Below are 24,450 nucleotides of genomic sequence, written 5' to 3' on the forward strand. Positions count from 1 at the left end.
CCCGCCGTCGGCGCTGGGTAGCGCCGACGGCACCCGGTTTCGCGCCGACAGAACCCGGTTTCGCGCCGACAGAACCCAAAAAATCACCGAGAGAACCCACGGTCTGTGATGACCGGCCCGCGAACTTGTGCGGGTGGGTTCTCTCGGTGATTTTTTGGGTTCTGTCGGCTGCCGTGCTGAGCGCGTTGGCGAGGTGACTCGCCAACGCTCGGGACTCAGCTGGAGGGGCGGGCGACCTTGTCGGGCTCGCTGGCGGCGAGCATGTCCTCACGCTCGACGACCTTGACGCGTTCGCGGCCTTCGGCGGCGCCCAGGGCGCGCTCGTGCTCGTCGAGGCGGTACCAGCCGTCCCAGGTGGTGAACGGGATGCTCTTGGCCTCGAGGATCTCGATGAGGGCGTCCTCGGACGGACGGCTCGGCGAGAGCAGGGCGCCGTTGGTCATGTCCTCGAGAATGCAGTCGACGGTCTCGTTGGCGTCGCCCTTCGTGTGACCGATCAGGCCGACCGGGCCGCGCTTGACCCACCCGGTGGTGTAGATGCCGGTGAGCTGGCTGCCCTCGTCGAACACGCGTCCGGCCTCGTTCGGGATCACGCCTGCCTGGTGGTCGAACGGGATCTGCGGCAGGTTGTCCGACAGGTAGCCGACAGCACGGTAGACCGCGCCGATCTCCCAGTCGGTGTGCTTGCCGGTCGGCTTGACGTTGCCGGTGCCGTCGAGCTGGGTGCGCTCGGTGCGCAGGCCGACGACCTTGCCGTCCTCGCCGAGGATCTCCACCGGATTCTCAAAGAAGTGCAGGTAGAGCTTGTGGATCGCGCCCTGCTTGGGGTCGCGGATAGCGTAGTTCTCGATGATCGTGGCGACCTGGTCGGTGATCTTCGACCCGCGGCGGGCCACTGCCGAACCCTCGTCGTACTCGATGTCCTCGGGTGCGACGATGACCTCGATGTTCGGGGAGTGGTCGAGTTCCTTGAGTTCGAGCGGGGTGAACTTGGCCTGCGCCGGTCCGCGACGCCCGAACACGTGCACCTCGACGGCCTTGTTGGCCTTGAGGCCCTCGTAGACGTTGGCGGGGATCTCGGTGGGCAGCAGTTCGTCGCCGGTCTTGGCCAGCACGCGCGCGACGTCGAGGGCGACGTTGCCGACACCGATGACGGCGACCTTCTCCTGGTCCAGCGGCCAGGTGCGCGGGAAGTCGGGGTGCCCGTCGTACCAGGCGACGAACTGGGCGGCGCCGTAGCTGCCCTCGAGGTCGATGCCGGGGATGCCCAACGCGCGGTCGTCGGTGGCGCCGGTGGAGAAGATCACCGCGTCGTAGAGGTCACGGAGTTCTTCCAGTGTGATGTCGGTGCCGTAGTCGACGTTGCCGATCAGGCGGACCTGCGGCTTGTCGAGCACCTTGTGAAGCGCCGTGATGATGCCCTTGATTCGCGGATGATCCGGTGCCACGCCGTAACGGATCAGACCGAAAGGTGCCGGCATGCGCTCGAACAGGTCGATACTGACGCCTCGGTCCTTGGCGGTGTCGGACTTCATCAACGCGTCGGCGGCGTAGATCCCGGCGGGACCTGCACCGACGATGGCAACCCGCAACGGGCGGCTGGTGTCACTCATGGAATAGATGCTTTCCGTGGCTCTCTCGGTGACTTCCGGTGAAGAAGTCGGTGGCGGTGGCCGCTGACGCGGCGCCTATCCCTTCTACGGTAGGCGCTGATCGTCGTCGGCCAAAATCTCTTGTGAGGTAAACCTCACCTGTGTCCTCGGTGGTCAGCGCTGTGCGGCCGCCGAGATCGGCGCGACAGCCTGCTCGGCCACCCACGGGATGGTGAGCACAGTGGGCACCGACATCGCACTGCCCACCTGCTGATCGAGGTAGACCACGCGGCCCTCGGTCACCACCGGTAGCCGCGACCAGGCCGGATCGTTGCGCAGACGATCGTTGGCGCCGTCCCAGTCGACCGCGACCACGACGTCCACGTCGTTGAGCATGGCCATGTTCTCGGCGGAGATCGAACCGTAGAAGCCGTTGGTGATGGCCGGTTGCAGTGACTCCGGAAACGTGAGCCCGTAGTCGGTGAGGGTCTGCCCGCGGCCGTCGGAGCCGGCATAGATCGACAGACCGCCGTCGGGCGAGGCCGTGACCACCACGCCGGTCTTGCCCGCGAATTCGGGATGCTGTTCGCGGATGTCGGCCAGGAATCCCTGTGTCTCGTCGACCTTGGCCTGCGCCTGTTCGGGTAGTCCCACGGCGCGACCGATCTGGGTCGTCTGCACGTCCCACGGCACCTGCCAATCGGGGTACTCGGCGGGGCGGGTGATGGTGGGTACCGCCTTCGACAGAATGTCGTATTGCTCCCGGGTCGGCGCGGCGCCGACGGCGGTGACCAGCTCCGGATCGGTCTGCAGGGCCAGCGGGATCTGACTGCCGAACTCTGCGGCGGCCTGCGGCAGGATCACCGGCTCCGCGTCGCCGAGTAGGTCGGCGTTCCAGGGTGTGCTGCGCTGGGTCGGATCGGCGAACGGCGCGATCGTCGTCGGTGTGATGCCCAGCGCCAACAGGGTATCGGCGTCGCCCACACCCATCGCCGCGACGCGTGAAGGCTGCTCGGTGACGGTCGTGGCGCCGTACTCGTGGTCGATGGTCACGGGCAGGGCGCCGGGATCGGCGGCCGGCATCGACGACGATGCGGCGTTGTCTTCATCGGGTGCGCTGCATGCCCCGACCGACAGTGCCGCGACGGCCACGAGTGACGTGATCGCGATCCGCACCGTGCGGGGGAGTGATCGATGTGCCTTCATGGGAGCCCTCACGTCAATTGGGTTGGGTACCCTAGCCTAACCGCCTGTGGCGGGCCGGTGCCGCGGCCAGGGGGTCTGACGACGGTCGATAGACTGCCCGCCATGGCCAAGCGTGCGGGTGATCAGGATCGTTCGGAGTCCGGTGGACCTTCCGACGGTCAGGCGACGCCCGCGCCGACCTGGAAGGCGGCGTGGCCGTTCTTGGTGGCACTGGGTGTGGTGGCCATCGCCGCGATCGGCATCGGCATCTCGTATCTGATCCGTCCCGCCGACGACCGGATGAGTACCGAAGCGCACATCCAGCATGCGGTCAACGATGCGTACACCGCTCGCAACGAGTTGGATTACACGCGCTACCGGGAGGCCACATGCGCTGCGGAACTCGCCTCCGACACCTTCCCGGACAAGGACACATTCGTCGAGCAGAACCGGGTCTCGTTCGAGGAGAACGGGCAGATCGTGATCCCGGAGATCGCCGACATCACCGTGAACGGTGACCGGGCGACCGCACAGGTACATTGGCATTTCGACGAGACGCCGGACTCAGAACAGGTCACGGATGTGGTCGTGGTGCGAGAAGACGGGGACTGGAAGGTGTGTACGTCGTGAGCTACGCGGGTGACCTCACGCCCCTGGAGGCGTGGAAGAAACTGGAGAACGACCCCAAGTCGGTGCTGGTGGACTGCCGCACCCGGGCCGAGTGGGCGTTTGTGGGTGTGCCGGATCTCGAGGTCATCGGTAAGAAGACGGTGTTCATCGAGTGGAACACCTTCCCGGACGGCCGCCACAATGATGCGTTCGTCTCGCAGTTGCGCGATGCGGGAATCGCCGATGACGACGAGGTGATCTTCATCTGCCGGTCCGGACATCGGTCCATCGGGGCGGCCGAGGCCGCGACCGCAGACGGGGTCGGCAAGGCCTACAACGTGCTCGACGGCTTTGAAGGTGGGCTGGACTCCGACGACCATCGCGGCAACGCGGGCTGGCGGGCACAGAACCTCCCCTGGCGGCAGTCGTGAGCCGGCAACTGCCCGAAGGTGTTTCGGCCGACACGCTGGCGGTGCGCGCCGGCCTCGACCGGTCGGGTTTCTTCGAGACCTCCGAGGCGCTGTATCTGACCAGTGGTTACGTCTACGACTCGGCGGAGGCCGCCGAACGCGCGTTCACCGGTGAGGATGAGCGCTTCGTCTACTCCCGCTACGGCAACCCCACAGTCGAGATGTTCCAGGAACGTCTGCGCCAGATCGAAGGTGCGCAAGCGTGTTTCGCCACCGCCAGCGGAATGGCCGCCGTGTTCGTCGCGCTCGGTGCGCTGCTGAAGGCCGGTGACCGCCTGGTGGCCGCACGCAGCCTGTTCGGCTCGTGCTTCGTGGTGTGCAACGAGATCTTGCCCCGATGGGGTGTGGAGACGGTGTTCGTCGACGGCGAGGACCTCGACCAGTGGCGCGATGCGCTGTCGACGCCCACCACGGCGGTGTTCTTCGAGACCCCGTCCAACCCGATGCAGACCCTCGTCGACGTCGCGGCAGTGACCGAGCTGGCCCATGCCGCCGGCGCGAAGGTGGTGCTGGACAACGTGTTCGCCACCCCGCTGCTGCAGCGCGGACTCGACATGGGTGCCGACGTCATCGTCTACTCCGGGACCAAACACATCGACGGCCAGGGACGCGTGATGGGCGGTGCGGTTCTCGGCGAGCAGGAGTACATCGACGGCCCGGTTCAGACCCTGATGCGCCACACCGGGCCGGCGTTGAGTCCTTTCAATGCGTGGACGATGCTCAAGGGCCTCGAGACGATGCGGTTGCGGTTGGACGCCTCGGTCGCCTCGGCGTTGCGGATCGCCGAGTTCCTGGAGGCCGATCCACGGGTGGCGTGGGTCAAATATCCCTTCCTACAGTCACATCCGCAGTACGAACTCGCCAAGGCGCAGATGTCGGGCGGCGGCACCGTGGTGACCTTCGAGATCGCCGACCGCGACGGCGTCGGTGGCAAGAAGCGGGCCTTCGAGGTGCTCAACGGCCTGCAGATCGTCGACATCTCCAACAATCTCGGCGACTCGAAGTCGCTCATCACCCACCCGGCCACCACCACCCATCGTGCGATGGGTCCGGAGGGTCGAGCCGCCATCGGCGTCACCGACTCGGTGGTGCGGCTTTCGGTGGGGCTCGAGGGCGTCGACGACCTGATCGCGGATCTCGATCGGGCGCTGGGGTAAGGAAGTCGGCGGCCTGATCTCGATACGGCCCTCGGCTAGCGCCTCGGACCTACTCGATCACCGGAGAGTCAGCCCAACCGCTGGGCGACGTATCGAGGAGCGACGAACCTTCCTCCGGGTTGTGGGCGATCAGGAAGTCGTCAGGCATGCGCTATACCCAATGCGTTGAGGACGGTCGCGAGTTTGGCGGTGGTCTCGTCGAGTTCGTCCTGAGGGTCGGACTGGGCCACGATCCCGCCGCCGGCCCAGGTGCGCAGACTGTGGCGATCTGCGGCAAGCTGCAGGCATCGGATGGTGACCATCCACTCGCCGTCGCCGGCGTCGTCGCACCAGCCGACCGCGCCCCCGTAGAGCCCGCGTGGGTCTTCGACATCGCGGATCAACTGGGCGGCAACATCACTCGGTGTTCCACAGACCGCGGGGGTGGGACTGAGCAGCGCCGCGAGATCCAGCGCGGTGACCGACGGATCACGCAGCGTCGCGCGGATGGGTGTCGCCAGGTGCCAGATCTCGCCCGTGGAGCGGACCTCGGGGGTCGACGGTGCATCCAGATCCGAACTCAACGGGGCGAGCCGGTCGCGGAGGTAATCGACGACGAATCGGTGCTCGGCAAGGTCTTTCGACGACGACGCGAGCGCCTCGGCGGCCGCACGGTCCGCGGTAAGGTCGGCGGATCGGCGTGCCGAGCCTGCGTACGGTCGGCAGGTGACGACCCGACCCGTCTTGCGCAACAACACTTCCGGGCTCGAGCCGAGTAGCCACGAATCGTCGCCGATGACGGCCCCTACGTCCACGGCGAAGGCGTTGTGGTCGACATTGCCGCCCGCCAGTGCGGCAAGCAGATCGGTGACCTCAACCGGCTGCCCGATCACGATGTCGACGGCGCGGGCGAGGACCACCTTGTCGACCACGCCGTCGGCGATCTGTTTGATGGCTGCGACCACCCGGTCGCGGTGGGTTCGTGGATCGGGGTGGGCCGTCATGGACACAACCTCGCGCGGTGTCGGCGGCACCGGCGTCAGCGGTGCGGCGTCCACATCGAGGACTTTTGGTTCGACGAGCGCCGCATTGTCGGCTGGGTCGAAAGGGATTGCCCCGGTGATGGCCCGAACGTCACCCGTGGAGAGGGCTGCGCGGGCGGCGGCGGTGTCGGTGAACGCACGCCGACGACCACGGGCGCGGACGGTGCCGTGGGGTCGGGACAGCACGAACACCTCGCGGTCGTCGCCGTCGGAAGTGGACATGACCTCACGGTACCGGCGCGGCTCGCCGGGTTTCGCTCACGATGATCGGAAATTGACTCATCCGGGGCCGATGGGCGACTGTTGATGCGGGTCATGAGTGCCAGTGACAAGCCCCGGCTCGCTGGCCGGCAACCCTCCTCCGCGGTGGGGTGCTCCGGGTGACGACCCGGCTGTGGTCGAGGTGGCCACGGCAAGTGCGGATTCCCTAGGAGCGTTCATGTCCACTGTGCTGTCAGACCCATTCATCACGTCACTCGCGGCTGCGCCGCTGCCCGCGTGCCCGCAGCCGACCCCGATCCCGCCGCTGGCCGAGGTCGTCGGCGCCACCGCGCACGTTCCACTGTGCTCAGGCGGGTCGGTGCGCTATGTGAACCTCGACTACGCGGCCAGTGCGCCGGCGCTGGCCGCGGTGGCCGGCGCCGTGCAGGCCGCGCTCGGCCAGTACGCGAGCGTCCATCGGGGTGCCGGACATCATTCGCAGGTCACCACCGTCAGGTACGAGTCGGCCCGCGAGTCGGTACGAGCCTTCGTGCGCGGACGGATCGACGACGCCGTGGTGTTCACCCGCGGCACCACCGACGCGATCAATCTGGCCGCCCGGGCCACTCGCGGCGATGTCGTCGTCCTGGATATCGAGCACCACGCGAATCTGTTGCCGTGGACGGCCCGCGAGCGCGCCGGGGGCGCGCGGGTGGTGCGGGCGCGGTCGACGATCGAGGACACCCTGGCTGCGCTGGAGGCGGAGTTGGCGGCGGCGCCGGCTGCGTTGCTGGCGGTGACCGCGGCGTCCAATGTGACCGGTGAAGTGCTGCCGATCGGCCGTGTCGCCGCGCTGGCCCACCGACACGGCGCCCGCATCCTGGTCGATGCAGCCCAGCTCGTCGCGCACCGGCCGGTGTCGATGGTCAGCCACGGTATCGACTACCTCGTGTTCTCCGGCCACAAGCTTTACGCGCCGTTCGGCGCCGGGGTGCTGATCGGCCGGGCGGACTGGCTCGACGCGGCCGACCCGTACCTCGCCGGCGGCGGTGCGTCGGCGGCAGTCACCCTCGACGACGCAGCGTCGGCGAGTGTCGAATGGCGCAGCGGCGCAGCTCGACACGAAGCGGGATCACCGAACGTGCTGGGCGCCATCGCGATCGCGGCGGCCTGCGAGGCGTTGGCCGGCATCGGCTTCGAGACCATTGGTACGCATGAGGCGGAGCTGTTGGGTCGCCTCGACGCCGGACTGGCCGGGATCGCCGGCGTCGAGCTGCTGCGGATCTTCGACGACTCGACCGACCGGGTCGGTATAGCCGGGTTCGTCGTGGACGGTCACGCGCCCCGTGAAGTCGCCGAACATCTCAGTGACACAGCGGGAATCGGCGTGCGCGACGGAAAGTTCTGCGCACATCCGCTGCTTCAACGGCTCGGCTTTCCCGATGGTGCGGTGCGCGCGAGCTTCGGCCTGGGGACCGGCGCAGACGACATCAACCGTTTGGTGGAGGCGCTGCACCGATTGCAGGCCTGACACATCCGCGCACCGAGCGCGCATCCGCGCACGTCTCGACATGCGCGGATGCGCGATAGATGCGCGCGAAGCTCAGGCCTCGCCACGCTCCCACTGCTCGATGAGCTCGGCCTCCGCATCGTCGGTCAATGTGCCGTACAGCTTGAACCGCGCCATCCCACCGTCGGGGTAGATGTCCATGCGCGCCTCGGTCATCGGACGATCGAGGTCGATGACGAAGCGATGGCGGGTGTCGGGCTGCAGCTCGGTGCGGGGCAGGACCTCGAACCACTCGCCGTTCTCGCCGTCGCGACCCCGAACCGTCGCCGCGCCGGGAGCGTTGCCGAGGAAGTAGCTGGTGTCGAGTTCGACGAGGCTGACCTGGCCGCGCCCGGCCAGCCGGACCTGGACCCAGTCGTTGCCGTCGTCGCGGCGCCGCGAGGTCTCCCAGCCCTCGCCCATGTTGCGGGCGCGTCCGGGCATCAGCAGATTGTTGGGGGAGCTGTAGAACATGTTGGAGCAGGCGGTGATCAGGCCGCCGTTTTCCAGTGCGGCGAGGTCGAAGTGGCCGTAGCGGAAGAAGTGCGGGTTGGGCACTCCGCGACCGTGCACGCGGAAGCGGGCCACGCCGCCGTCGGGGTGCATTGTCAGTCGTACGTGGGTAAACCGGTTCTTCGCATCGACCTTGAACGGGTTTCGGGTGTCACCCTCGGCGGGGGACTTGTCGACGATCGTGACCCACTCGACGTCGTTGAGTAGTTGATCGACCGAGACGACGCCTTCCACTGCGGCGGCCTCCACCGAGATGTGCGGTGGATAGTTGCCCTTGAACCACGACGTGTCGACCACCACGCCGTAGATGACGCCGGGCGCGCCGAGTCGGACGATCGCCTGGTCGACCCCGCTCTGCCGCCGTCGCCGGGTCTCCCAGCCGTCGTAGACCTGGCCTTTGTGACCGAACGTGGCCGGCTGGTACTGCGCCGCCGGCGTCTTGATGAGGTTCTGCGCCTCGGCGAATAGGTCGTCGTTGGTCCAGACCACCGCGCCCCCGAGATCGCGAAGGGCGAGATCGGGCATGGAGGTGAAATGCGGACGGTTGCCCGATGTGGGAGGCGGCTGAGGAGTCACGTTTTCTGATCGTAGGTAACGGTTTGCCTTCCCACGAATCCGCGCGCATACTTGCGTCCGGCAACTAATTGCAGTTTGCAACTAATTGCAAAGGGAAAGTAAAGAACTCGAGGAGGCGTGATGCTCGACCAGGGAGCTCTCGACGAGCTGTTCGACACTCTCGCCCGATACATCCGCATCCGCGACCGTGCGGCACACACCACGTTCAAGACACCGGACGGCGAATTCGAGTCGGCCGCCTTCAAGTCGCTCTTCCACCTGGCCCGCCAGCCCATGCGGTCACGGGAACTCGCCGAGAGCCTCAACGCCGACCCGTCGACGGTGAGTCGCTATGTGGCCCAACTCGTCGATCTCGGCCTGGTACGCCGCGAAGCCGACCCCGACGACGGTCGCGCCACCCAGCTCGTGATCACCGACGACGGCCGAGCCCGCGTCGAGGCGATGCGGACGGTGCGTCGTACAGCCATGGACAACGCCATGTCGGACTGGAGTGACGACGAACTGCGCACCCTGGTCGGTTTGCTCGGCAGGTTCGTCGACGCCGCCGAGTCCGTGATCGCACCCCCGTGCGCCAAGACGGGATCCGGCTCGCTCGAAGCGCTTGTGAAAGGACAGAAATGACAGAATCCACAGCCACGGCCCGCGACGACGACGTCGCCGGCGCCGGGTTGAGTCACCGTCAGATCCTGACGGTGCTGGCCGGCCTGATGAGCGCGATGTTCCTGGCCGCGCTGGACCAGACGATCGTGTCGACATCGATCCGGACCATCGCCGACGACCTCAACGGTTACGACATGCAGGCCTGGGCGACGACCGCCTACCTGGTGACGGCGACCATCGTCACACCGCTGTACGGCAAGTTGTCGGACATGTACGGCCGCAAGCCGTTCTTCATGGTGGCCATCTCGATCTTCGTGATCGGATCGTTCCTGTGCAGCATCGCGACGTCGATGTACGAACTCGCGGCCTTCCGTGCCTTCCAAGGCCTCGGCGCCGGTGGCCTGATGACGCTGGCATTGACCACCATCGGTGACATCGTGCCGCCGCGTGAGCGTGCCAAGTACCAGGGCTACTTCCTGGCGGTGTTCGGTACCTCCAGCGTCCTGGGTCCGGTGCTCGGTGGTCTCTTCGCCGGACAGTCGTCGATCCTGTTCGTCACCGGCTGGCGCTGGGTCTTCCTGGTGAACGTGCCGATCGGGATTGCCGCGCTGGTGCTGATCTACAAGGTCCTCAACTACGACCAGCAGAAGGGACAGGGTGGCCGTACCGACTATTGGGGTGCCACCGCCCTGGCCATCGCCGTCGCGCCGCTGCTCATCGTCGCCGAGCAGGGCCGCGAATGGGGCTGGACCTCCGGCGCAGCCTGGCTGTGTTACGTGGTGGGCGTCGTCGGCATCGCCGCCTTCATCTGGATCGAGAACCGGATGGGCGACGAGGCGCTGATCCCGCTACGGGTGTTCCGGAACCCGATCTTCTCGCAGGGTATCGGGATCTCGGTGATCGTCGGTGCCGCGATGTTCGGCGGCATCTCGATGTTGCCCCAGTACTACCAGGTGCTGCGCGGGTCGAGTCCGATGGTCGCCGGCCTGCAGATGTTGCCGATGGTGCTGGGCCTGATGACCGGTTCGATCCTGTCCGGTCAGCTGATCTCGCGCACCGGGCGGTACAAGATCTTCCCGATCATCGGTTCGGTGCTCATCACCGTCGGTGCATTCCTGATGCACCTCGTCGGCGTGGACACCCCGTTGTATCTGGTGATGCTCATCGCCGCGCTGATCGGCTTCGGCCTGGGCAACCTGATGCAGCCGATCATGCTGGCGATGCAGAACATCCTGCCGCCCAAGGACATGGGCCTGTCGACGGGCACCGCGACCTTCTTCCGCCAGATCGGCGGCACCATGGGTGTGGCGGTGTTCTTCTCGGTGCTGTTCTCCCTGATGGGGCCGAATATCGCCGACGAGATGAGCTCGGCCGCCACACAGCCGGAGTATCAGGCGGCGGTGGCGCAGGCCGCGCAGAGTGACAACCCGCAGACCCGTGAGTTCGCGCAAGGTCTCATTGCCGCGGCACAGAACCCCGGCCAGGCGTCGGCGTCGTCGGACGTCATGTCGGACACGTCGGTGATCCAGGAACTACCGCCGGAACTCGCCCGCCCGATCAAGGAGGGCTTCGCGAACTCGATGGACAGCGTGTTCCTGGCCGTGTCGATCATGGCGGCATTCGCGATCATCGGGACGGTGACGTGGAAGGAACTGCCGTTGCGGACGGGTCGGCCGATAGGACAGAAAGCCACGTAAGTCACGCTCGCACCGTGCCCAGCACGCTTTTCGTGTCGAGTGGGCGCTGTGCTGGTGTCGAGTGGGCGTCGAACTTCCGGCAGAACGTGCGGTTCTGTGGGAAGCGACGCCCACTCGACGGAAAACAGTGCCCACTCGACCGCCGTGCTGGTGTCGTGGCCAGCCGCAGGTGCGGTTGCTTAGCCGCGGGAGGGTTCGTTGGCGTGGTCGGGATGCGCGGCGAGGCGGTCGATGGCCTGCTGGGCGACCTTCTCGGCCTCGGCCTTGCCGACCCAACCACCGGGCTGAACTTCCTTGCCCGGCTCGAGGTCCTTGTAGTGCTCGAAGAAGTGGGAGATCGGGCCGAGTTCGTACTCGCTGACGTCGGAGATGTCCTGGATGTGGTCCCAGCGCACGTCGTCGGCGGGCACGCACAGCAGCTTGTCGTCGCCGCCGGCCTCGTCGGTCATGGTGTACATGCCGACCACACGGGACTTGACGATGACACCGGGGTACACGGACTCGGGTAGCAGCACCAGCGCGTCCAACGGGTCGCCGTCCTCACCGAGGGTGCCGTCGATGTAGCCGTAGTCGGCCGGGTAGCCGAATGACGTGTACAGGTAGCGGTCGAGGTAGACCTTGCCGGTCTCGTGATCGACCTCGTACTTGTTGCGGCTACCCTTCGGGATCTCGATGGTCACATCGAATTCCACAGTTCCTCCTGGCACAGTTGTCGCTGGTGGTGACGGCAGCCGACGAGCAGTCGCCTGCGCAGATCGCCTCAACGATACTGTGAGGCGGACATGGGGGCCCGACCCCCACGGCGATCACCGGAGGTGGCGGAGCGTGCGGCTCGGATCGACGAGGCCCGACAGCAGGTCGGGTCGTTCGCTGCGGTCGCGTCGAGGAGTGCTGTGGGCGCTGATCTCGGTGGTCATCCTGGCCCTCATCGGCGGTGGCGCCGTCGCCGTCGCGCTGCAGATCGACTCGTCCGAGGAACTGCCACCCGGCATCCCGCCGCAGCCGGCCGCCATCGCGGTGAACCCGCAGATCAACCCGGTCCCGCCGAACGCGCCCGAACCCACTCCCGCCGGGGTGCGGCAGGCCATCGAAGAGGCGGTCACCGACCCGGCTCTGGGTGAGTTCACCGGGGAGATCAGCGATGCGCTCACCGGGCAGCAGCTCTGGTCGGACTCGCCAACCGAGCCGCGGGTTCCGGCGTCGAACGCCAAGATCCTCACCGCCGCCGCGGCACTGTTGGATCTGCCACACGATCAGCGGATCACCACCACGGTCGTCGCCGGCCCCGGCGGACAGGTGATCCTGAAGGGCGCAGGCGATCCCACCCTGTCGGCGCAGCCGACCGGCGCGGACACCTTCTACACGCGCGCCCCCCGCATCGCCGACCTCGCCGCGCAGATCCGCAAGGCCGGTATCGACGTCACCTCGGTGGCCGTCGACACCAGTGCCTACACCGGGCCGTCGATGGAGAGCACCTGGGACGACGGTGACATCGCCGGCGGCGACATCGCGCCCATCGAATCGCTGATGGCCGACGGCGCCCGCATAGAACCGCTCGACGAGTACTCGCCGCGCGTCGCCGACCCCGCCATCATCGCCGGGGAGTCGCTGGCCGCGGCGCTCGGCGTCGACGCCCCCGTCACCGAGCAGACCGTGCCCACCGGCGGACAGGTGATCGCGCAGGTGCAGTCGGCGCCGCTGGTGACGCGCGTCAACGACATGATGCGCTTCAGCGACAACGTGCTCGCCGAGACGCTGTCGGTCGAACTGTCGACCGCGCAGGGCGGCCCGGCGAGCCTCGCCGGCGGAGTGGCCGCCATCGAGAGCTCGCTGAGCCGGCATGGCTTCGACATGTCGGCGGTGACCCTGCGCGACGCGTCGGGGCTGTCGTACGCCAATCGGGTGCCGGCCGGAGTGTTGGACACCCTGATGGGCGCGGCGGCCGGGCCGTCGCAGCCGCTGATGCGGTCGTTGCTCGACGGACTGCCGGTGGCCGGCGGCACCGGCACCCTGACCGACCGCTTCGACCCGGACACCAATCCCGGCGCCGGATGGGTACGCGCGAAGACGGGAACCCTCACCGGGGTGAGTTCGTTGACGGGGATAGTCCAGACGATCGACGGCCGGGTGCTGGCGTTCGCGCTCATGTCAGGAGGCACGTCCCCGGCCGATGCACGGCCCGCGCTCGACGACGTGGCCGGCGCGCTGAGGGAATGTGGGTGCCGATGAACAGCAACGACACGACTCTCGACCAGGTCGACGCCGAGTCGATCGGCGCCCGGATCGATTGGGGCCTGGCCGCGGCCACCGGACGGCGACTGGCCCGACCGGGACCCAAGACCACCGCATACACGCTCGACGCCGCCTATGCCGAACTGGCCGATGCGGCCACCCGCGCCGAGGCGCCGGTCCGCGAATTGACCGGTCTGGCCGACGGCCTGCGGGTGCCCACCACCCGCATCCTCGACCGCAAGCAATGGGTCGACGCCGCCTCCCGCTCGATGCAGTCGATGCTCGGCGTCAGCGGTGAGGCCGACACCTCCGGACTCGCCGGACTCTCCGCGAAGGCCGGGGGAGTGCAGGCGGGCGGGCTGCTCGCCTTCCTGTCCGGCGCCATCCTCGGGCAGTACGACCCGTTCACCCCCGACCCCGACACCGGTGACCCCGGCGTGCTCATGGTGGTGGCACCCAACATCATCGCCGTCGAACGGTCCCTGAAGGTTGTGCCCAGCGACTTCCGGTTGTGGGTGTGCCTGCACGAGGTGACCCATCGGGTGCAGTTCTCCGCCAACCCTTGGTTGCGCCAGTACATGATCGACAATCTGGAGATCCTCACCTCGGATGCGGGGGAATCGACCGGCGAGATCATCGGCAGAATCACCGAGACGCTGCGTGGCGACAAACCCCGCGAAAAGGGCGTGCTCGGCGCGATGCAATTGCTGCAGACGCCCGAACAGTACGAGGCGTTCAACCGCATGATGATGCTCGGCACCCTGCTCGAGGGCCACGCCGATCACGTGATGGATGCCGTCGGCCCCGTGCACGTGCCGACCGTCGCGAACATCCGCGCGGCCTTCGACAAACGACGCACCGCACCCCGCAACCCGATCCAGCGCATCATCCGGGCTCTCATCGGCATGGACGCCAAACTGGCGCAGTACATCCGGGGCAAGGCGTTCGTCGACGAAGTGGTCGGCGCAGTCGGGATGGAACAGTTCAACACCATCTGGACCTCGCCGGAGACGATGCCGCGACCGAACGAGATCGACGAACCGCGCCTGTGGATGCAACGGGTGCTGTAACCCGCGCGGTCGCCGAATTCGCAGCTGCGTACCCGGGCGTCGGCGACGAGGTGTGCGTCGGGCTGTCCGGCGGACCGGACTCGTTGGCGTTGATGGCGTGCGCGGTGCGTGCTGGTCTGCGGGTGCGCGCGCTGGTCGTCGACCATGGTCTGCAGGCGGGATCGGACGCCGTTGCGTCCGAGGCAGTCGATGCCGCACGGCGGCTGGGGGCCGAGGCGACCGTGCTTGCGGTCCGCGTGGGCTCCGCGGGCGGGATGGAAGCGGCCGCGCGCACCGCTCGCTACGCCGCACTCGACGGCGCCCGCGCCGGCCGGCCCGTCCTGCTGGCGCACACCGCCGACGACCAGGCCGAGACGGTGCTGCTCGGCCTCGCGCGAGGATCGGGGACACGATCGATCGCCGGCATGCGGCCATGGAATCCGCCGTGGGGCCGACCGTTGCTGGGCGTTCGTCGATCCCAGACCCTGGCCGCCTGCGCCGAACTCGGACTGCGCCCACATCACGACCCACACAACCGCGATCCCCGCTTCACCCGGGTCCGCGTGCGGTCCGAGGTGCTGCCGCTGCTCGACGACGTCCTGCACGGCGGGGTCGTCGACGCGCTGGGCCGGACGGCGTCGACGCTGCAAGACGACAACGACGCTCTCGACGCACTCGCCGACGACCTCTATGGCCGGGCGGTCATCGGTGCAGACTGTGTACTCCCAGAAGCCGAACTCCCAGAAGCCGAACCCCCAGAACTCGGTGCGGTAATACTCGACGCTGCGGTCCTCGCCGACGCTCCGGCGGCGTTGCGTACCCGGGTGGTGCGTCGCTGGCTGCTCGACGTCGGCGCCACCGAACCCACCCATCGGGTGATCGTCGCCGTCGACTCGCTGGTGTGCGATCCCGACTCCCGCGCACAGGTCGCGATCGGCGGGGACCCCACCGCCCGCCTCGTCGCCACCCGCACGGGCTCCCGCCTGCACATCGCCCGCCACCCCCGCTGACGCACGCCGCGTCGCCGCGCGCCGCGCGCCGCCGGCCGCGGGCCGAAAAGTTCCGGCCGCAGTTGTGGGTTCTGGCCGCAGGTGAAGCTCCAAGCCGGAATCGGGAACTGCGGCCAGAAATTCGCGACCATGGCAGGCCGACGTCGCAGACAAAGTGACGGCCCGCCTCGTCGAGCACTGAGGCGGACCGTCGGGGGTGAAGCGTCAGCGTCTCACTTCTTGGGCGGGACGAAGGGGGAGTTGATGGTGTTGAAGTAGTTGATCGCGGAGTAGATCACCGATCCACCACCACCCAACGCGAGCCCGATGATTCCGCCAAGTGATGCGCCGAGCGGGATGATTGCCGGGCAGCCGATGATCGCAGCAAACAAACCGATCGCGCAGCCAGCGACGCCACCGACGATCGCTCCAAGCACTGTGCCGACTAGGGAAGAGATGCTTATGCCAGCCGAAATTTCCTGATTGAACCGAGCCAGCGCCTCGTCATCCCGCTCCTGCTTCGTCTGCGGGCCGGCCGCCTTCTGCTGCTTGGCAGCCTCCACCCGCAGCCGCTCGACCTCGGCCGGATTGACCGGAACGGCCCGCGCAACGTCACGGGAAGGTATCAGCGTGGCGCTATTTCCCGAGGTCCGGGCATCGATCGGGAATTGCAGATATTCCTTGCGATAGTTCAGGGGCATCTGAAATGCGGTGGCACCGGCGTTATTGCGAATGGCAAGCACACCGTTATTCGTGCTGATCGAGCCGTTGTGCACGGTGATGGAGAAGGACGTCGCTGTCGTGTGAATGTCGTACGTTGTCTGCGCGGGCTGGGTCGGGGCGGCCTGCGCGACCCCGGCGAACGCCGTAATCGCCACGGTGACAAAGGAAAAGACGGTCAGTAGGCGGAGGTGGCGACGAAGCCCGCGGCCGCGGGTGCGGGTGCCTGGGTGTGCATGCATATGTGGTGTCTTTCAGGTCATCGACTCCGCGACGAGAGTCGGGGCTGGGCAGGCTGCATGAAGGAATCTCGTTCGCAGAACAAATGACCAGGCCCCCTGAAATCACAGCGTCTGCGGACGAATTTCACTTTCACAAATATCTGTTCACGGCTGGAGAAAAGTGTGTCGCGTGTGAATCATGTTGTCATTCGTGATCTTAGTGTGATGCGCGACATCCCGTTCCCACAAAAAATGTCGTACGAACGACCTACATCGTTACCAGGCCCACTGGGACGGTTGACCAACGCCACGCCGACGACAGCGAATCCACCCGAGATTCGCGCGCGGATCCGGGTGGTCGTGGGCGTGCTCCGGCCGGGACATGACAAGCTGGAAGCGTGCAGTCCCCACACGGATCCGACACCACACCCGCCGACGCCGCACCTGTCGACAACTCACACGCCTACGGCGACGACATCGAGGCGATCCTCATCACCGAGGAGCAGATCAAGCTCCGCACCCAGGAGCTCGCCGAGTCGGTGGCGGCGCGCTACGCCGACATCGAGCAGGACCTCGTGTTGATCGGGGTGCTCAAGGGTGCGGTCATGTTCATGACCGACTTCGCGCGGGCGCTGAGCATCCCGTCGCAGATGGAGTTCATGGCCGTCTCGAGTTACGGGTCGTCGACTTCGTCGTCGGGAGTCGTGCGCATCCTCAAGGACCTCGACCGCGACATCACCGGCCGTGACGTGCTCATCGTGGAGGACATCATCGATTCCGGGCTCACGCTGTCGTGGCTGATGAAGAATCTCGCGACCCGCTCGCCGCGCTCGTTGGAGGTGTGCACGCTGCTGCGCAAACCCGAAGCGGTGCGTTCGCCGGTCGACGTCGCCGACGTCGGCTTCGACATCCCCAACGAGTTCGTGGTCGGTTACGGCCTCGATTTCGCCGAACGCTACCGCGATCTCCCCTTCATCGGTCGGCTACGCCCGACGGTGTACCAGAACTGACCGTGTACCTGCGGTGAGCAGCCGCGGACGGTGGGCGGAACGGTTTTCCCCGGAAGTTCGTTGACCGGTAGCCTCTACAAATACGGACAGCTGCGCTCGCGACGCGCGGCAGGCCGCGACGTCGACCGGGAAGGACAGTGGGAACGGCGCGGGCAGGACAGCCAGACCGGCCCGAACCACCACCAACACGCATGAACCGAAAGTCAGTCTTCCGCAACCTCGCCATCGTGGCGTTGATCGTGCTCGCCCTCTGGGGCTGGAGCGTGATGCGTGACTCCGGCCGCGAGTACTCGTCCGTGGACACCTCGGTCGCGTTGACGCAGCTCAACGTGAAGAACACCGACCGCATCGACATCGATGACCGCGAGCAGACGCTGCGAATCGAGTTGAAGAACCCGATCCAGGTCGACGGCCAGGACGTCACCAAGATCAGCGCCAAGTATCCCGCCGCGGCCGGCGACGAAGTGTTCAACACCGTCACCCAGACCGGCGCGCCCTATCAGACGAACGTGACCGAGGAATCGGCGCTCTGGCAGATCTTGATCTTCATCCTGCCGATGCTGCTGCTGTTCGGACTCTTCTTCTTCGTGATGAACCGCATGCAGGGCGGTGGTCGCGGCGGCGTGATGGGCTTCGGCAAATCCAAGGCCAAGCAGCTCACCAAGGACATGCCCAAGACCACCTTCGCCGACGTCGCGGGCGCCGACGAGGCGGTCGAAGAGCTCTACGAGATCAAGGACTTCCTGCAGAACCCGACGCGCTATCAGGCGCTCGGCGCCAAGATCCCCAAGGGTGTGCTGCTGTTCGGCCCGCCCGGAACCGGTAAGACACTGCTCGCCCGGGCCGTCGCCGGCGAGGCCGGAGTGCCCTTCTTCACCATCTCCGGTTCGGACTTCGTGGAGATGTTCGTCGGTGTCGGCGCCTCGCGCGTGCGTGACCTGTTCGAGCAGGCCAAGAACAACAGCCCCTGCATCATCTTCGTCGACGAGATCGACGCCGTCGGTCGCCAGCGTGGTGCCGGCCTCGGCGGCGGCCACGATGAGCGCGAGCAGACGCTCAACCAGCTGCTCGTCGAGATGGACGGCTTCGGTGATCGCTCCGGCATCATCCTGATCGCCGCCACCAACCGCCCTGACATCCTCGACCCGGCGTTGCTGCGGCCGGGCCGCTTCGACCGGCAGATCCCGGTCGGCAATCCCGACATTGCCGGTCGCCGCGCGATCCTGAAGGTGCACGCGCAGGGCAAACCGATCGACGACGACGCCGACCTCGACGGACTGGCCAAGCGCACTCCCGGCATGTCCGGCGCCGACCTCGCCAACGTCGTCAACGAAGCGGCGCTGCTGGCCGCTCGCGAGCACAAAGACACCATCACCGCCGAGATGCTGGAAGAGGCCGTGGACCGCGTCATCGGCGGCCCGCGCCGCAAGAGCCGCATCATCAGCGAGCACGAGAAGAAGGTCGTCGCCTATCACGAGGGCGGACACACCCTGGCGGCCTGGGCGATGCCCGACCTCGATCCGATCTACAAGGTCACCATCCTGGCCCGCGGCCGCACCGGCGGCCACGCTCTCGCGGTGCCCGAGCAGGACAAGGACCTGATGACTCGCTCGGAGATGATCGCGCGTCTCGTCATGGCGATGGGCGGTCGGGCCGCCGAGGAACTCGTGTTCCACGAACCCACCACGGGTGCGTCGAGCGATATCGACCAGGCCACCAAGATCGCGCGTGCGATGGTCACCGAGTACGGCATGAGCGCAAAGCTCGGCGCCGTGCACTACGGCCAGGAACAGGGCGATCCGTTCCTGGGCCGGTCGATGGGCAACCAGGCGTCGTACTCGGCCGAGATCGCCAGCGAGATCGACGAAGAAGTGCGCCGCCTGATCGAGGCCGCGCACACCGAGGCGTGGGCCATCCTGTCGGAGTACCGCGACACGCTCGACGTGCTCGCCTCGGAACTGCTGGAGAAGGAAACGCTCACCCGCAAGGACCTCGAGGGGATCTTCGCCGAGGTGCACAAGCGTCCGCGCATCACCACTTTCAACGAGTTCGGTGATCGCACCCCGAGCGACAAGCCGCCGGTGAAGACGCCGGGTGAAATGGCGATCGAACGTGGTGAGCCGTGGCCGCCGCCGGCGCCCGAGCCGGTTCCGGAACCGGTCGGCGCGGGCGGTCCGCCCGGACATCCGGGTGCCGCACCCGGCTACCCGAATCCGACACCGGGCCAGTCGTATCCACCGTCCTACCCGCCGCAGTCCGCGCCCGGCCAGCCCTACGGTGGCTCATCGGGTGGATATCAGGGGTCGGGTGGCTACTCCGGTCAACCCACCCACGGCACCCGACCCGACTACGGCGCCCCGCGCGACTGGTCGGCACCGGGCTGGCCGCCTCGGGACGCTCCGCAGGGCGGCCCCAATGGGTCATCGGGCGGCTATGGCGGTCAGGGCTACCCCGGCGACCAGGGCTACCCCGGCAACCAGGGCTACCCCGGAAACCAGGGCTACCCCGGCTACCCCGGCAACCAGGGTGCCGGCCACCACGGTGGTGGCCAGGGGCAGCAGCCCCAGGGGCAGCAGAACGGACACGGGTACCCCAACGGGACCAACGGCCACGGTGCCGGATACGGGTCTCCCGACCGGAATCCAGACGACCGGGGACCCGATGACTCCGGCACGAACGGTGCCGGATACCGGTAACGACCCGCGACACTAGGCGTCAGACCCCGCCGACGGCACCGACGTTCCCAGAACGGACCAGATGACACGATGACCATCAGTGAGCAGCAGGACATGGATCGCGCGGTCGACGAACTCGCCCCGCGCACGCCGAGCGGACGACAGTTCGATCAGCCTCGCGCCGAGGCCGCGATCCGAGAACTGCTGATCGCGGTGGGCGAGGACCCTGACCGCGAGGGGCTGCAACGCACCCCCACCCGCGTCGCCAACGCGTACCGGGAGATGTTCGCGGGTCTCTACACCGACCCCAGCGAGGTGCTGGCCACCATCTTCGACGAGAACCACAACGAATTGGTGTTGGTCAAGGACATCCCGATGTACTCGACCTGCGAACACCACCTCGTGTCGTTCCACGGCGTCGCGCACGTCGGATACATCCCCGGCGAAGGTGGCCAGGTGACCGGGCTGAGCAAACTGGCGCGGGTCGTCGACCTGTACGCCAAGCGTCCGCAAGTCCAGGAACGTCTCACCAGCCAGATCGCCGACGCCATCGTCAATCGGCTCGAGCCGCGCGGGGTGATCGTGGTGATCGAGGCCGAGCACCTGTGCATGGCGATGCGCGGTATCCGCAAACCGGGTGCCACCACCACCACATCGGCGGTGCGCGGGTTGTTCAAGACCAGCGCCGTCTCGCGTGGCGAGGCACTCGACCTGATCTCGCGAACCTGAGCGGCCCACGCGACCCGATGCGTCTGGATGCCGACCGCACCCTCGTGATGGGGGTCATCAACGTCACCGCGGACTCGTTTTCCGATGGCGGCCGCTACCTCGACCTCGACGCGGCGATCGCCCACGGGCACCAACTGGTCGCCCAGGGCGCCGACCTCATCGACGTCGGCGGCGAATCCACCCGACCAGGCGCCAGCCGCGTGGACCCGGAGGTGGAGGCGTCGCGGGTCGCGCCGGTCATCAAGGGCCTCGCCGACGCCGGTGTGCCGCTGTCGGTGGACACCATGCGGGCCGCGGTGGCCGAGGCCGCCATCGACGCCGGTGTCACCGTCATCAACGACGTCTCCGGCGGACGCGCCGACGCCGACATGGCCCGAGTCGTGGCCGACTCGGGCCTGCCCTGGATCCTGATGCATTGGCGCCCCGTCGACCGGGTCGCCGCTCATGCCGGTGCACCGTTCACCCACGGCGTCGACGACGCCGGCGGGTACCGCGACGTGGTCGCCGAGGTCAGCGGGGAACTGCTGGCCCAGGTCGACGCGGCCGTCGATGCCGGTGTCGACGCCGATCGGATCATCCTCGATCCGGGCCTCGGCTTCGCCAAGACCGCCGATCACAACTGGGCGCTGCTACACGCCCTGCCCACCCTGGTCGGTCTCGGTTTCCCGGTGCTGGTGGGGGCGTCGCGCAAACGCTTCCTGGGCACCCTGCTGGCCGACGACGGCGAGAGCCGGCCACCGGCGGGACGTGAGATCGCGACCGCGGCCATCTCCACCCTCGCCGCTGCCGACGGTGCCTGGGCGGTCCGTGTGCACGATGTGGCCAAGAGTCGCGATGCCATCGCCGTCGCGAGCGCCTGGCGCCGTGGCGGACGCCGCCGACCCACCGACGCCGGGTCGGCCGACCCGATACGTCCGACCAGAGCGAGGAACAGCCGATGACCGACCGCATCGAGCTGCGTGGCCTCGTCGTCCGGGGTAACCACGGTGTCTTCGAACACGAACGCCGCGACGGGCAGGACTTCATCCTCGACATCATCCTGTGGCTCGACCTGACCGCGGCGGCTGCCTCCGACGACCTCGACGACACCGTCGACTACGGTGCACTCGCCCAACGCGCTCACGACATCGTGGCCGGCGAACCGCGCAACCTGATCGAGGCCGTCGGCGGTGAGGTGGCCGACGCGCTGATGGACGATGAGCGGATCGCCGCCTGCGAGGTGACGGTGCACAAGCCGTCGGCGCCCATCCCGCTGCAATTCGCCGACGTCGCGGTGGTCACGCGACGCTCCCGTAAGTCGATGGGTTCCCGAAAGTCGATGAGTTGATGACGTATTCGCGCGTCGTCCTCTCGGCAGGGTCCAACATCGGTGACCGCACGGCCCACCTGGCCGGTGTGGTCGAACGTCTCGCCGACGACCTCGTGGCGGTCTCACCGATCTACTCCACGGCGCCATGGGGCGGCGTCGCACAGGACGATTTCCTCAACGTGACGATCATCGCGGAGGGCGAGCGTTCTCCCGAGCAGTGGCTCGAGATCTGTCAAGAACTCGAGCAGGCCGCCGACCGTACCCGTGAGGTGCGTTGGGGGCCCAGAACTCTGGACGTCGACGTGATCTCCGTCAGCCGGGAAGGCCACGTCGTAACCAGCGCCGATCCCGTCCTGACGCTGCCCCATCCCCGTGCGGCGCAACGCGCCTTCGTGCTGGTGCCGTGGCTCGCCGTCGAACCGGACGCCACGCTGTGGACCGCGCAGGGCGAGCGCCCGGTGGTCGACCTCGTCGCCGAACTCGACCCCGACGAACGCGCCGGAGTCGTGGTGGTCGACGAACTGCCCACACCGAGGCGGCGATGACCGCACCGAAACGTCCACCGGAGGAGAACCAGGAATCCGGGCTCGGCCCCACCCGGGTGCGAGACCTGACCGCCATCGCTGTCGTCGTGGCGATCGTGGCGTGGATACTGGTTCGCTACAACTACGGCAGCCTGCCGCCGATGCCCTTACTGGCCGGCCTGGTGCTGTACATCCTGGCCGCGCTCGAGGCGGTGATCGCGTTCATCGTGCGCGCCCGGGTCGCCTCGCGTGATGTCGGGCGCGCCCGCGGGCAGTTGCATCCGCTGACCGCGGCACGGGTGTTCGCACTGGCGAAATCGTCGGCGATCCTGGGCGCCATCGCGGTCGGGGTGTGGGCCGGGTTGCTCGTGTTCCTGTGGACCCGACACGATCTCGCCGCCGCGCAGCACGACCGGCCCGGCGCGATCGTCGGACTCGTCGGCGGCATTGTGTTGGTGGCGGCCGCCCTCTGGCTCGAATATTGTTGTCGTGCACCCGACGACCCGACCGATGACGCTGTCGAAGGGCATCCGGGGCCTGCTTGACCTCGCCCATAGCACCCGAGGGATTCGTGACTCTCCGCGGTGCTTGGGCAACTTCAGTGCGGTCAGGCGGTAAGTTCACGATCATGACGACCTCGAACGGCCGTTCCACGGAGCCGCGGCGCTCCGGAAGATCGGTGGGACAGTGGCTGCTGGGTCTGCTCATCGTGCTCGCCATTGTGGCCAGCATCCTGATGGTCTTCACCGATCAGTTGTCGATCAGTGGATCGCTGGCGGTGATCGCAGCGCTGTGGGCTGCCGTGATCGGCGCCATCCTGGTGACCAAATTCCGTCGGCAGGCCGAGAGTGCGGAGGCCAAGAGTCGCGATCTGCGGCTGGTGTACGAACTGCAGCTCGAGCGCGAGATCGCGGCCCGGCGCCAGTACGAGCTCGACGTCGAGACCACGATCCGCAAAGAGGTCAGCGCCGAGTCCAACGAGGAGCTCGCCGAACTCAAGGCCCAGGTGCTGGCGCTGCGGTCGAGTCTGGAGACCCTGCTCGGTGAGTCGTTGCCGGATCCGCGGGTCGCACTGCCGAGTGAGAAGTTGCGGGAGCTGGCCTCGGGGATCGGTCAGCCCGGCGGCTACGGCTCCGGATATGGGGGCGGGACCGGTTTCGGCGCGGACTTCGCCACCGACGACAGTGTGCGCGCCGCGCAGGACTTCGCCACCACCGCCCCGGCCGCGGACTCCGGTCGGCGTATCCCGGCCGACGTCGATCCGAACGAGATGACCGAGGTGATCCCGGTGATCACCGATGAGGCGCCCATCTCCGGACGCATCGCGACCGAGGTGCCCACCGACGTCACCGACGATCAGGTGCAGGATGCCGTCCTCGCCGACGAGGAGGCCGGCGCCGAGACGTCCGCGCCCGCCGACGCCTACGTCGACGAGTCGCCCACCGACGAGTGGCCGCCCGCCCAGTCTGCGGCTCCGGTATCCGCTGCTCGCGAGTCTGCTGCTCCAGAGTCTGTGGACGACCTGCCGGCCGACGCCGGGACCGACATCCCGGAGGCTGCCGACGAGGAGTCGGCCCCCGCCGAACCCGCACCGGACAACGCCCGTCCCGAACCGTCGCCGGAGTCGGCGTCGTTCGCTGCGATGGGACGGCACGAGGGCAGCGGCGACGAGTCGAACCCGGCCCTGCAGGGGCGTCGTCGGCGGCGGGGCGAGGACAGCGAGAGTGCTCACTCCGCCGGCCTGCCGGTCTCCGAGCTGCTCAGCCAGCTGCGTCAGTCGGGTGCGCCCGGCGGTGGTCGGCGGCGTCGGGAGGACTGACC

General features: G+C 67.6%; 23 protein-coding genes and 1 riboswitch. Of the genes, 17 read left to right on the forward strand and 6 right to left on the reverse strand.

Going from position 1 to position 24,450, the window contains the following annotated elements:
- Positions 1-215: 215 nt before the first annotated feature.
- Together OSB52_RS02100 and OSB52_RS02105 are read right to left on the reverse strand one after the other, a co-directional pair.
- On the reverse strand, positions 216-1,613 hold the full coding sequence (locus tag OSB52_RS02100) for an FAD-dependent oxidoreductase (RefSeq protein ID WP_235724464.1): 1,398 nt from the start codon (positions 1,611-1,613) through the stop codon (positions 216-218).
- Between the two features lie 153 nt (positions 1,614-1,766).
- The gene (locus tag OSB52_RS02105) at positions 1,767-2,798 is read right to left on the reverse strand and encodes an ABC transporter substrate-binding protein (protein ID WP_266059931.1); all 1,032 of its coding nucleotides are present in this window, start codon (positions 2,796-2,798) and stop codon (positions 1,767-1,769) included.
- A 102-nt stretch (positions 2,799-2,900) separates the two neighbouring features.
- Here OSB52_RS02105 and OSB52_RS02110 point away from each other — a divergent pair, with 102 nt between their 5' ends.
- Genes OSB52_RS02110 through OSB52_RS02120 form a run of 3 tightly spaced genes read left to right on the forward strand, consistent with a single transcriptional unit; the run spans position 2,901 to position 5,013 of the window.
- Entirely contained in the window at positions 2,901-3,407 is a 507-nt protein-coding gene (locus OSB52_RS02110) for an Rv0361 family membrane protein (RefSeq protein ID WP_266059932.1), read from the forward strand.
- Positions 3,404-3,817 carry a rhodanese-like domain-containing protein gene (locus OSB52_RS02115; protein WP_235724467.1) on the forward strand — a complete coding sequence of 138 codons (414 nt, stop codon included), beginning with the start codon at positions 3,404-3,406 and terminating at the stop codon, positions 3,815-3,817. The genes OSB52_RS02110 and OSB52_RS02115 overlap by 4 nt, the downstream gene beginning before the upstream one ends.
- Positions 3,814-5,013, forward strand: coding sequence for an O-succinylhomoserine sulfhydrylase (locus OSB52_RS02120; protein WP_235724468.1), 1,200 nt, complete (start codon positions 3,814-3,816; stop codon positions 5,011-5,013). Before OSB52_RS02115 ends, OSB52_RS02120 begins: the two co-directional genes overlap by 4 nt.
- Before the next feature lie 140 nt (positions 5,014-5,153).
- Here the strand turns inward: OSB52_RS02120 and OSB52_RS02125 are convergent, their stop codons facing one another.
- Positions 5,154-6,257 (reverse strand): isochorismate synthase, encoded by a 1,104-nt coding sequence (locus tag OSB52_RS02125; RefSeq protein WP_266059933.1) that lies wholly within the window; start codon positions 6,255-6,257, stop codon positions 5,154-5,156.
- An 89-nt stretch (positions 6,258-6,346) separates the two neighbouring features.
- Positions 6,347-6,460, forward strand: a riboswitch (SAM riboswitch).
- A gap of 14 nt (positions 6,461-6,474) precedes the next feature.
- Between OSB52_RS02125 and OSB52_RS02130 the strand changes: the two genes are divergently transcribed.
- A complete protein-coding gene (locus OSB52_RS02130) occupies positions 6,475-7,767 on the forward strand; it encodes an aminotransferase class V-fold PLP-dependent enzyme (RefSeq protein WP_266059934.1) in 1,293 nt (430 codons plus the stop codon).
- Between the two features lie 72 nt (positions 7,768-7,839).
- On the opposite strand, the gene alc is transcribed toward OSB52_RS02130, so the two are convergent.
- Complete coding sequence (alc, locus tag OSB52_RS02135; protein ID WP_235724506.1) at positions 7,840-8,823, reverse strand: allantoicase; 984 nt, start codon at positions 8,821-8,823, stop codon at positions 7,840-7,842.
- Positions 8,824-8,994: 171 nt separating this feature from the next.
- Between alc and OSB52_RS02140 the strand changes: the two genes are divergently transcribed.
- Positions 8,995-9,495, forward strand: coding sequence for a MarR family winged helix-turn-helix transcriptional regulator (locus tag OSB52_RS02140; RefSeq protein WP_266059935.1), 501 nt, complete (start codon positions 8,995-8,997; stop codon positions 9,493-9,495).
- Entirely contained in the window at positions 9,492-11,171 is a 1,680-nt protein-coding gene (locus OSB52_RS02145) for an MDR family MFS transporter (protein ID WP_235724472.1), read from the forward strand. The genes OSB52_RS02140 and OSB52_RS02145 overlap by 4 nt, the downstream gene beginning before the upstream one ends.
- 179 nt (positions 11,172-11,350) lie before the next feature.
- On the opposite strand, the gene OSB52_RS02150 is transcribed toward OSB52_RS02145, so the two are convergent.
- Complete coding sequence (locus tag OSB52_RS02150; protein ID WP_235724473.1) at positions 11,351-11,863, reverse strand: inorganic diphosphatase; 513 nt, start codon at positions 11,861-11,863, stop codon at positions 11,351-11,353.
- 133 nt (positions 11,864-11,996) lie between these two features.
- Between OSB52_RS02150 and dacB the strand changes: the two genes are divergently transcribed.
- The 3 genes from dacB to tilS are packed head-to-tail and all read left to right on the forward strand — an operon-like array spanning position 11,997 to position 15,462.
- Positions 11,997-13,400 (forward strand): D-alanyl-D-alanine carboxypeptidase/D-alanyl-D-alanine endopeptidase, encoded by a 1,404-nt coding sequence (gene dacB, locus OSB52_RS02155; protein WP_372475103.1) that lies wholly within the window; start codon positions 11,997-11,999, stop codon positions 13,398-13,400.
- Complete coding sequence (locus OSB52_RS02160; protein WP_266059936.1) at positions 13,397-14,473, forward strand: Rv3626c family coenzyme F420 biosynthesis-associated protein; 1,077 nt, start codon at positions 13,397-13,399, stop codon at positions 14,471-14,473. Before dacB ends, OSB52_RS02160 begins: the two co-directional genes overlap by 4 nt.
- Complete coding sequence (tilS, locus tag OSB52_RS02165) at positions 14,452-15,462, forward strand: tRNA lysidine(34) synthetase TilS (RefSeq protein WP_266059937.1); 1,011 nt, start codon at positions 14,452-14,454, stop codon at positions 15,460-15,462. The genes OSB52_RS02160 and tilS overlap by 22 nt, the downstream gene beginning before the upstream one ends.
- A gap of 212 nt (positions 15,463-15,674) precedes the next feature.
- On the opposite strand, the gene OSB52_RS02170 is transcribed toward tilS, so the two are convergent.
- The gene (locus OSB52_RS02170; protein WP_277614837.1) at positions 15,675-16,403 is read right to left on the reverse strand and encodes a DUF8020 domain-containing protein; all 729 of its coding nucleotides are present in this window, start codon (positions 16,401-16,403) and stop codon (positions 15,675-15,677) included.
- Positions 16,404-16,780: 377 nt separating this feature from the next.
- On the opposite strand from OSB52_RS02170, the gene hpt reads away from it, so the two are divergent.
- The 8 genes from hpt (at position 16,781) to OSB52_RS02210 (ending at position 24,448) form a co-directional block, all read left to right on the forward strand.
- Complete coding sequence (hpt, locus tag OSB52_RS02175; RefSeq protein ID WP_372475104.1) at positions 16,781-17,392, forward strand: hypoxanthine phosphoribosyltransferase; 612 nt, start codon at positions 16,781-16,783, stop codon at positions 17,390-17,392.
- 191 nt (positions 17,393-17,583) lie between these two features.
- The gene (gene ftsH, locus OSB52_RS02180) at positions 17,584-20,088 is read left to right on the forward strand and encodes an ATP-dependent zinc metalloprotease FtsH (RefSeq protein ID WP_266059940.1); all 2,505 of its coding nucleotides are present in this window, start codon (positions 17,584-17,586) and stop codon (positions 20,086-20,088) included.
- A gap of 69 nt (positions 20,089-20,157) precedes the next feature.
- Complete coding sequence (folE, locus tag OSB52_RS02185; RefSeq protein WP_372512295.1) at positions 20,158-20,796, forward strand: GTP cyclohydrolase I FolE; 639 nt, start codon at positions 20,158-20,160, stop codon at positions 20,794-20,796.
- 17 nt (positions 20,797-20,813) lie between these two features.
- Positions 20,814-21,737, forward strand: a complete 924-nt coding sequence (gene folP / locus OSB52_RS02190) for a dihydropteroate synthase (protein ID WP_266059941.1) — start codon at positions 20,814-20,816, stop codon at positions 21,735-21,737.
- A complete protein-coding gene (gene folB, locus OSB52_RS02195; RefSeq protein WP_266059942.1) occupies positions 21,734-22,123 on the forward strand; it encodes a dihydroneopterin aldolase in 390 nt (129 codons plus the stop codon). Before folP ends, folB begins: the two co-directional genes overlap by 4 nt.
- Positions 22,123-22,650, forward strand: coding sequence for a 2-amino-4-hydroxy-6-hydroxymethyldihydropteridine diphosphokinase (gene folK, locus OSB52_RS02200; RefSeq protein WP_266059944.1), 528 nt, complete (start codon positions 22,123-22,125; stop codon positions 22,648-22,650). The genes folB and folK overlap by 1 nt, the downstream gene beginning before the upstream one ends.
- A complete protein-coding gene (locus OSB52_RS02205) occupies positions 22,647-23,174 on the forward strand; it encodes a DUF3180 domain-containing protein (RefSeq protein ID WP_235724481.1) in 528 nt (175 codons plus the stop codon). The genes folK and OSB52_RS02205 overlap by 4 nt, the downstream gene beginning before the upstream one ends.
- Before the next feature lie 83 nt (positions 23,175-23,257).
- Complete coding sequence (locus tag OSB52_RS02210) at positions 23,258-24,448, forward strand: DUF6779 domain-containing protein (protein WP_266059946.1); 1,191 nt, start codon at positions 23,258-23,260, stop codon at positions 24,446-24,448.
- Positions 24,449-24,450 lie beyond the last annotated feature (2 nt).

It is taken from the genome of Gordonia aquimaris (assembly GCF_026262595.1).
GTDB classification, from domain to species: Bacteria; Actinomycetota; Actinomycetes; order Mycobacteriales; family Mycobacteriaceae; genus Gordonia; species Gordonia tangerina.

Bases quoted from the DNA above. Each gene is read 5' to 3' on its own strand.
- OSB52_RS02100 (WP_235724464.1), bottom strand. From the start codon at position 1,613: ATGAGTGACACCAGCCGCCCGTTGCGGGTTGCCATCGTCGGTGCAGGT.
- OSB52_RS02105 (WP_266059931.1), bottom strand. From the start codon at position 2,798: ATGAAGGCACATCGATCACTCCCCCGCACGGTGCGGATCGCGATCACG.
- OSB52_RS02110 (WP_266059932.1), top strand. From the start codon at position 2,901: ATGGCCAAGCGTGCGGGTGATCAGGATCGTTCGGAGTCCGGTGGACCT.
- OSB52_RS02125 (WP_266059933.1), bottom strand. From the start codon at position 6,257: ATGTCCACTTCCGACGGCGACGACCGCGAGGTGTTCGTGCTGTCCCGA.
- OSB52_RS02130 (WP_266059934.1), top strand. From the start codon at position 6,475: ATGTCCACTGTGCTGTCAGACCCATTCATCACGTCACTCGCGGCTGCG.
- alc (WP_235724506.1), bottom strand. From the start codon at position 8,823: ATGCCCGATCTCGCCCTTCGCGATCTCGGGGGCGCGGTGGTCTGGACC.
- OSB52_RS02140 (WP_266059935.1), top strand. From the start codon at position 8,995: ATGCTCGACCAGGGAGCTCTCGACGAGCTGTTCGACACTCTCGCCCGA.
- OSB52_RS02145 (WP_235724472.1), top strand. From the start codon at position 9,492: ATGACAGAATCCACAGCCACGGCCCGCGACGACGACGTCGCCGGCGCC.
- OSB52_RS02160 (WP_266059936.1), top strand. From the start codon at position 13,397: ATGAACAGCAACGACACGACTCTCGACCAGGTCGACGCCGAGTCGATC.
- OSB52_RS02170 (WP_277614837.1), bottom strand. From the start codon at position 16,403: ATGCATGCACACCCAGGCACCCGCACCCGCGGCCGCGGGCTTCGTCGC.
- ftsH (WP_266059940.1), top strand. From the start codon at position 17,584: ATGAACCGAAAGTCAGTCTTCCGCAACCTCGCCATCGTGGCGTTGATC.
- folE (WP_372512295.1), top strand. From the start codon at position 20,158: ATGACCATCAGTGAGCAGCAGGACATGGATCGCGCGGTCGACGAACTC.
- folP (WP_266059941.1), top strand. From the start codon at position 20,814: ATGCGTCTGGATGCCGACCGCACCCTCGTGATGGGGGTCATCAACGTC.
- folB (WP_266059942.1), top strand. From the start codon at position 21,734: ATGACCGACCGCATCGAGCTGCGTGGCCTCGTCGTCCGGGGTAACCAC.
- folK (WP_266059944.1), top strand. From the start codon at position 22,123: ATGACGTATTCGCGCGTCGTCCTCTCGGCAGGGTCCAACATCGGTGAC.
- OSB52_RS02205 (WP_235724481.1), top strand. From the start codon at position 22,647: ATGACCGCACCGAAACGTCCACCGGAGGAGAACCAGGAATCCGGGCTC.
- OSB52_RS02210 (WP_266059946.1), top strand. From the start codon at position 23,258: ATGACGACCTCGAACGGCCGTTCCACGGAGCCGCGGCGCTCCGGAAGA.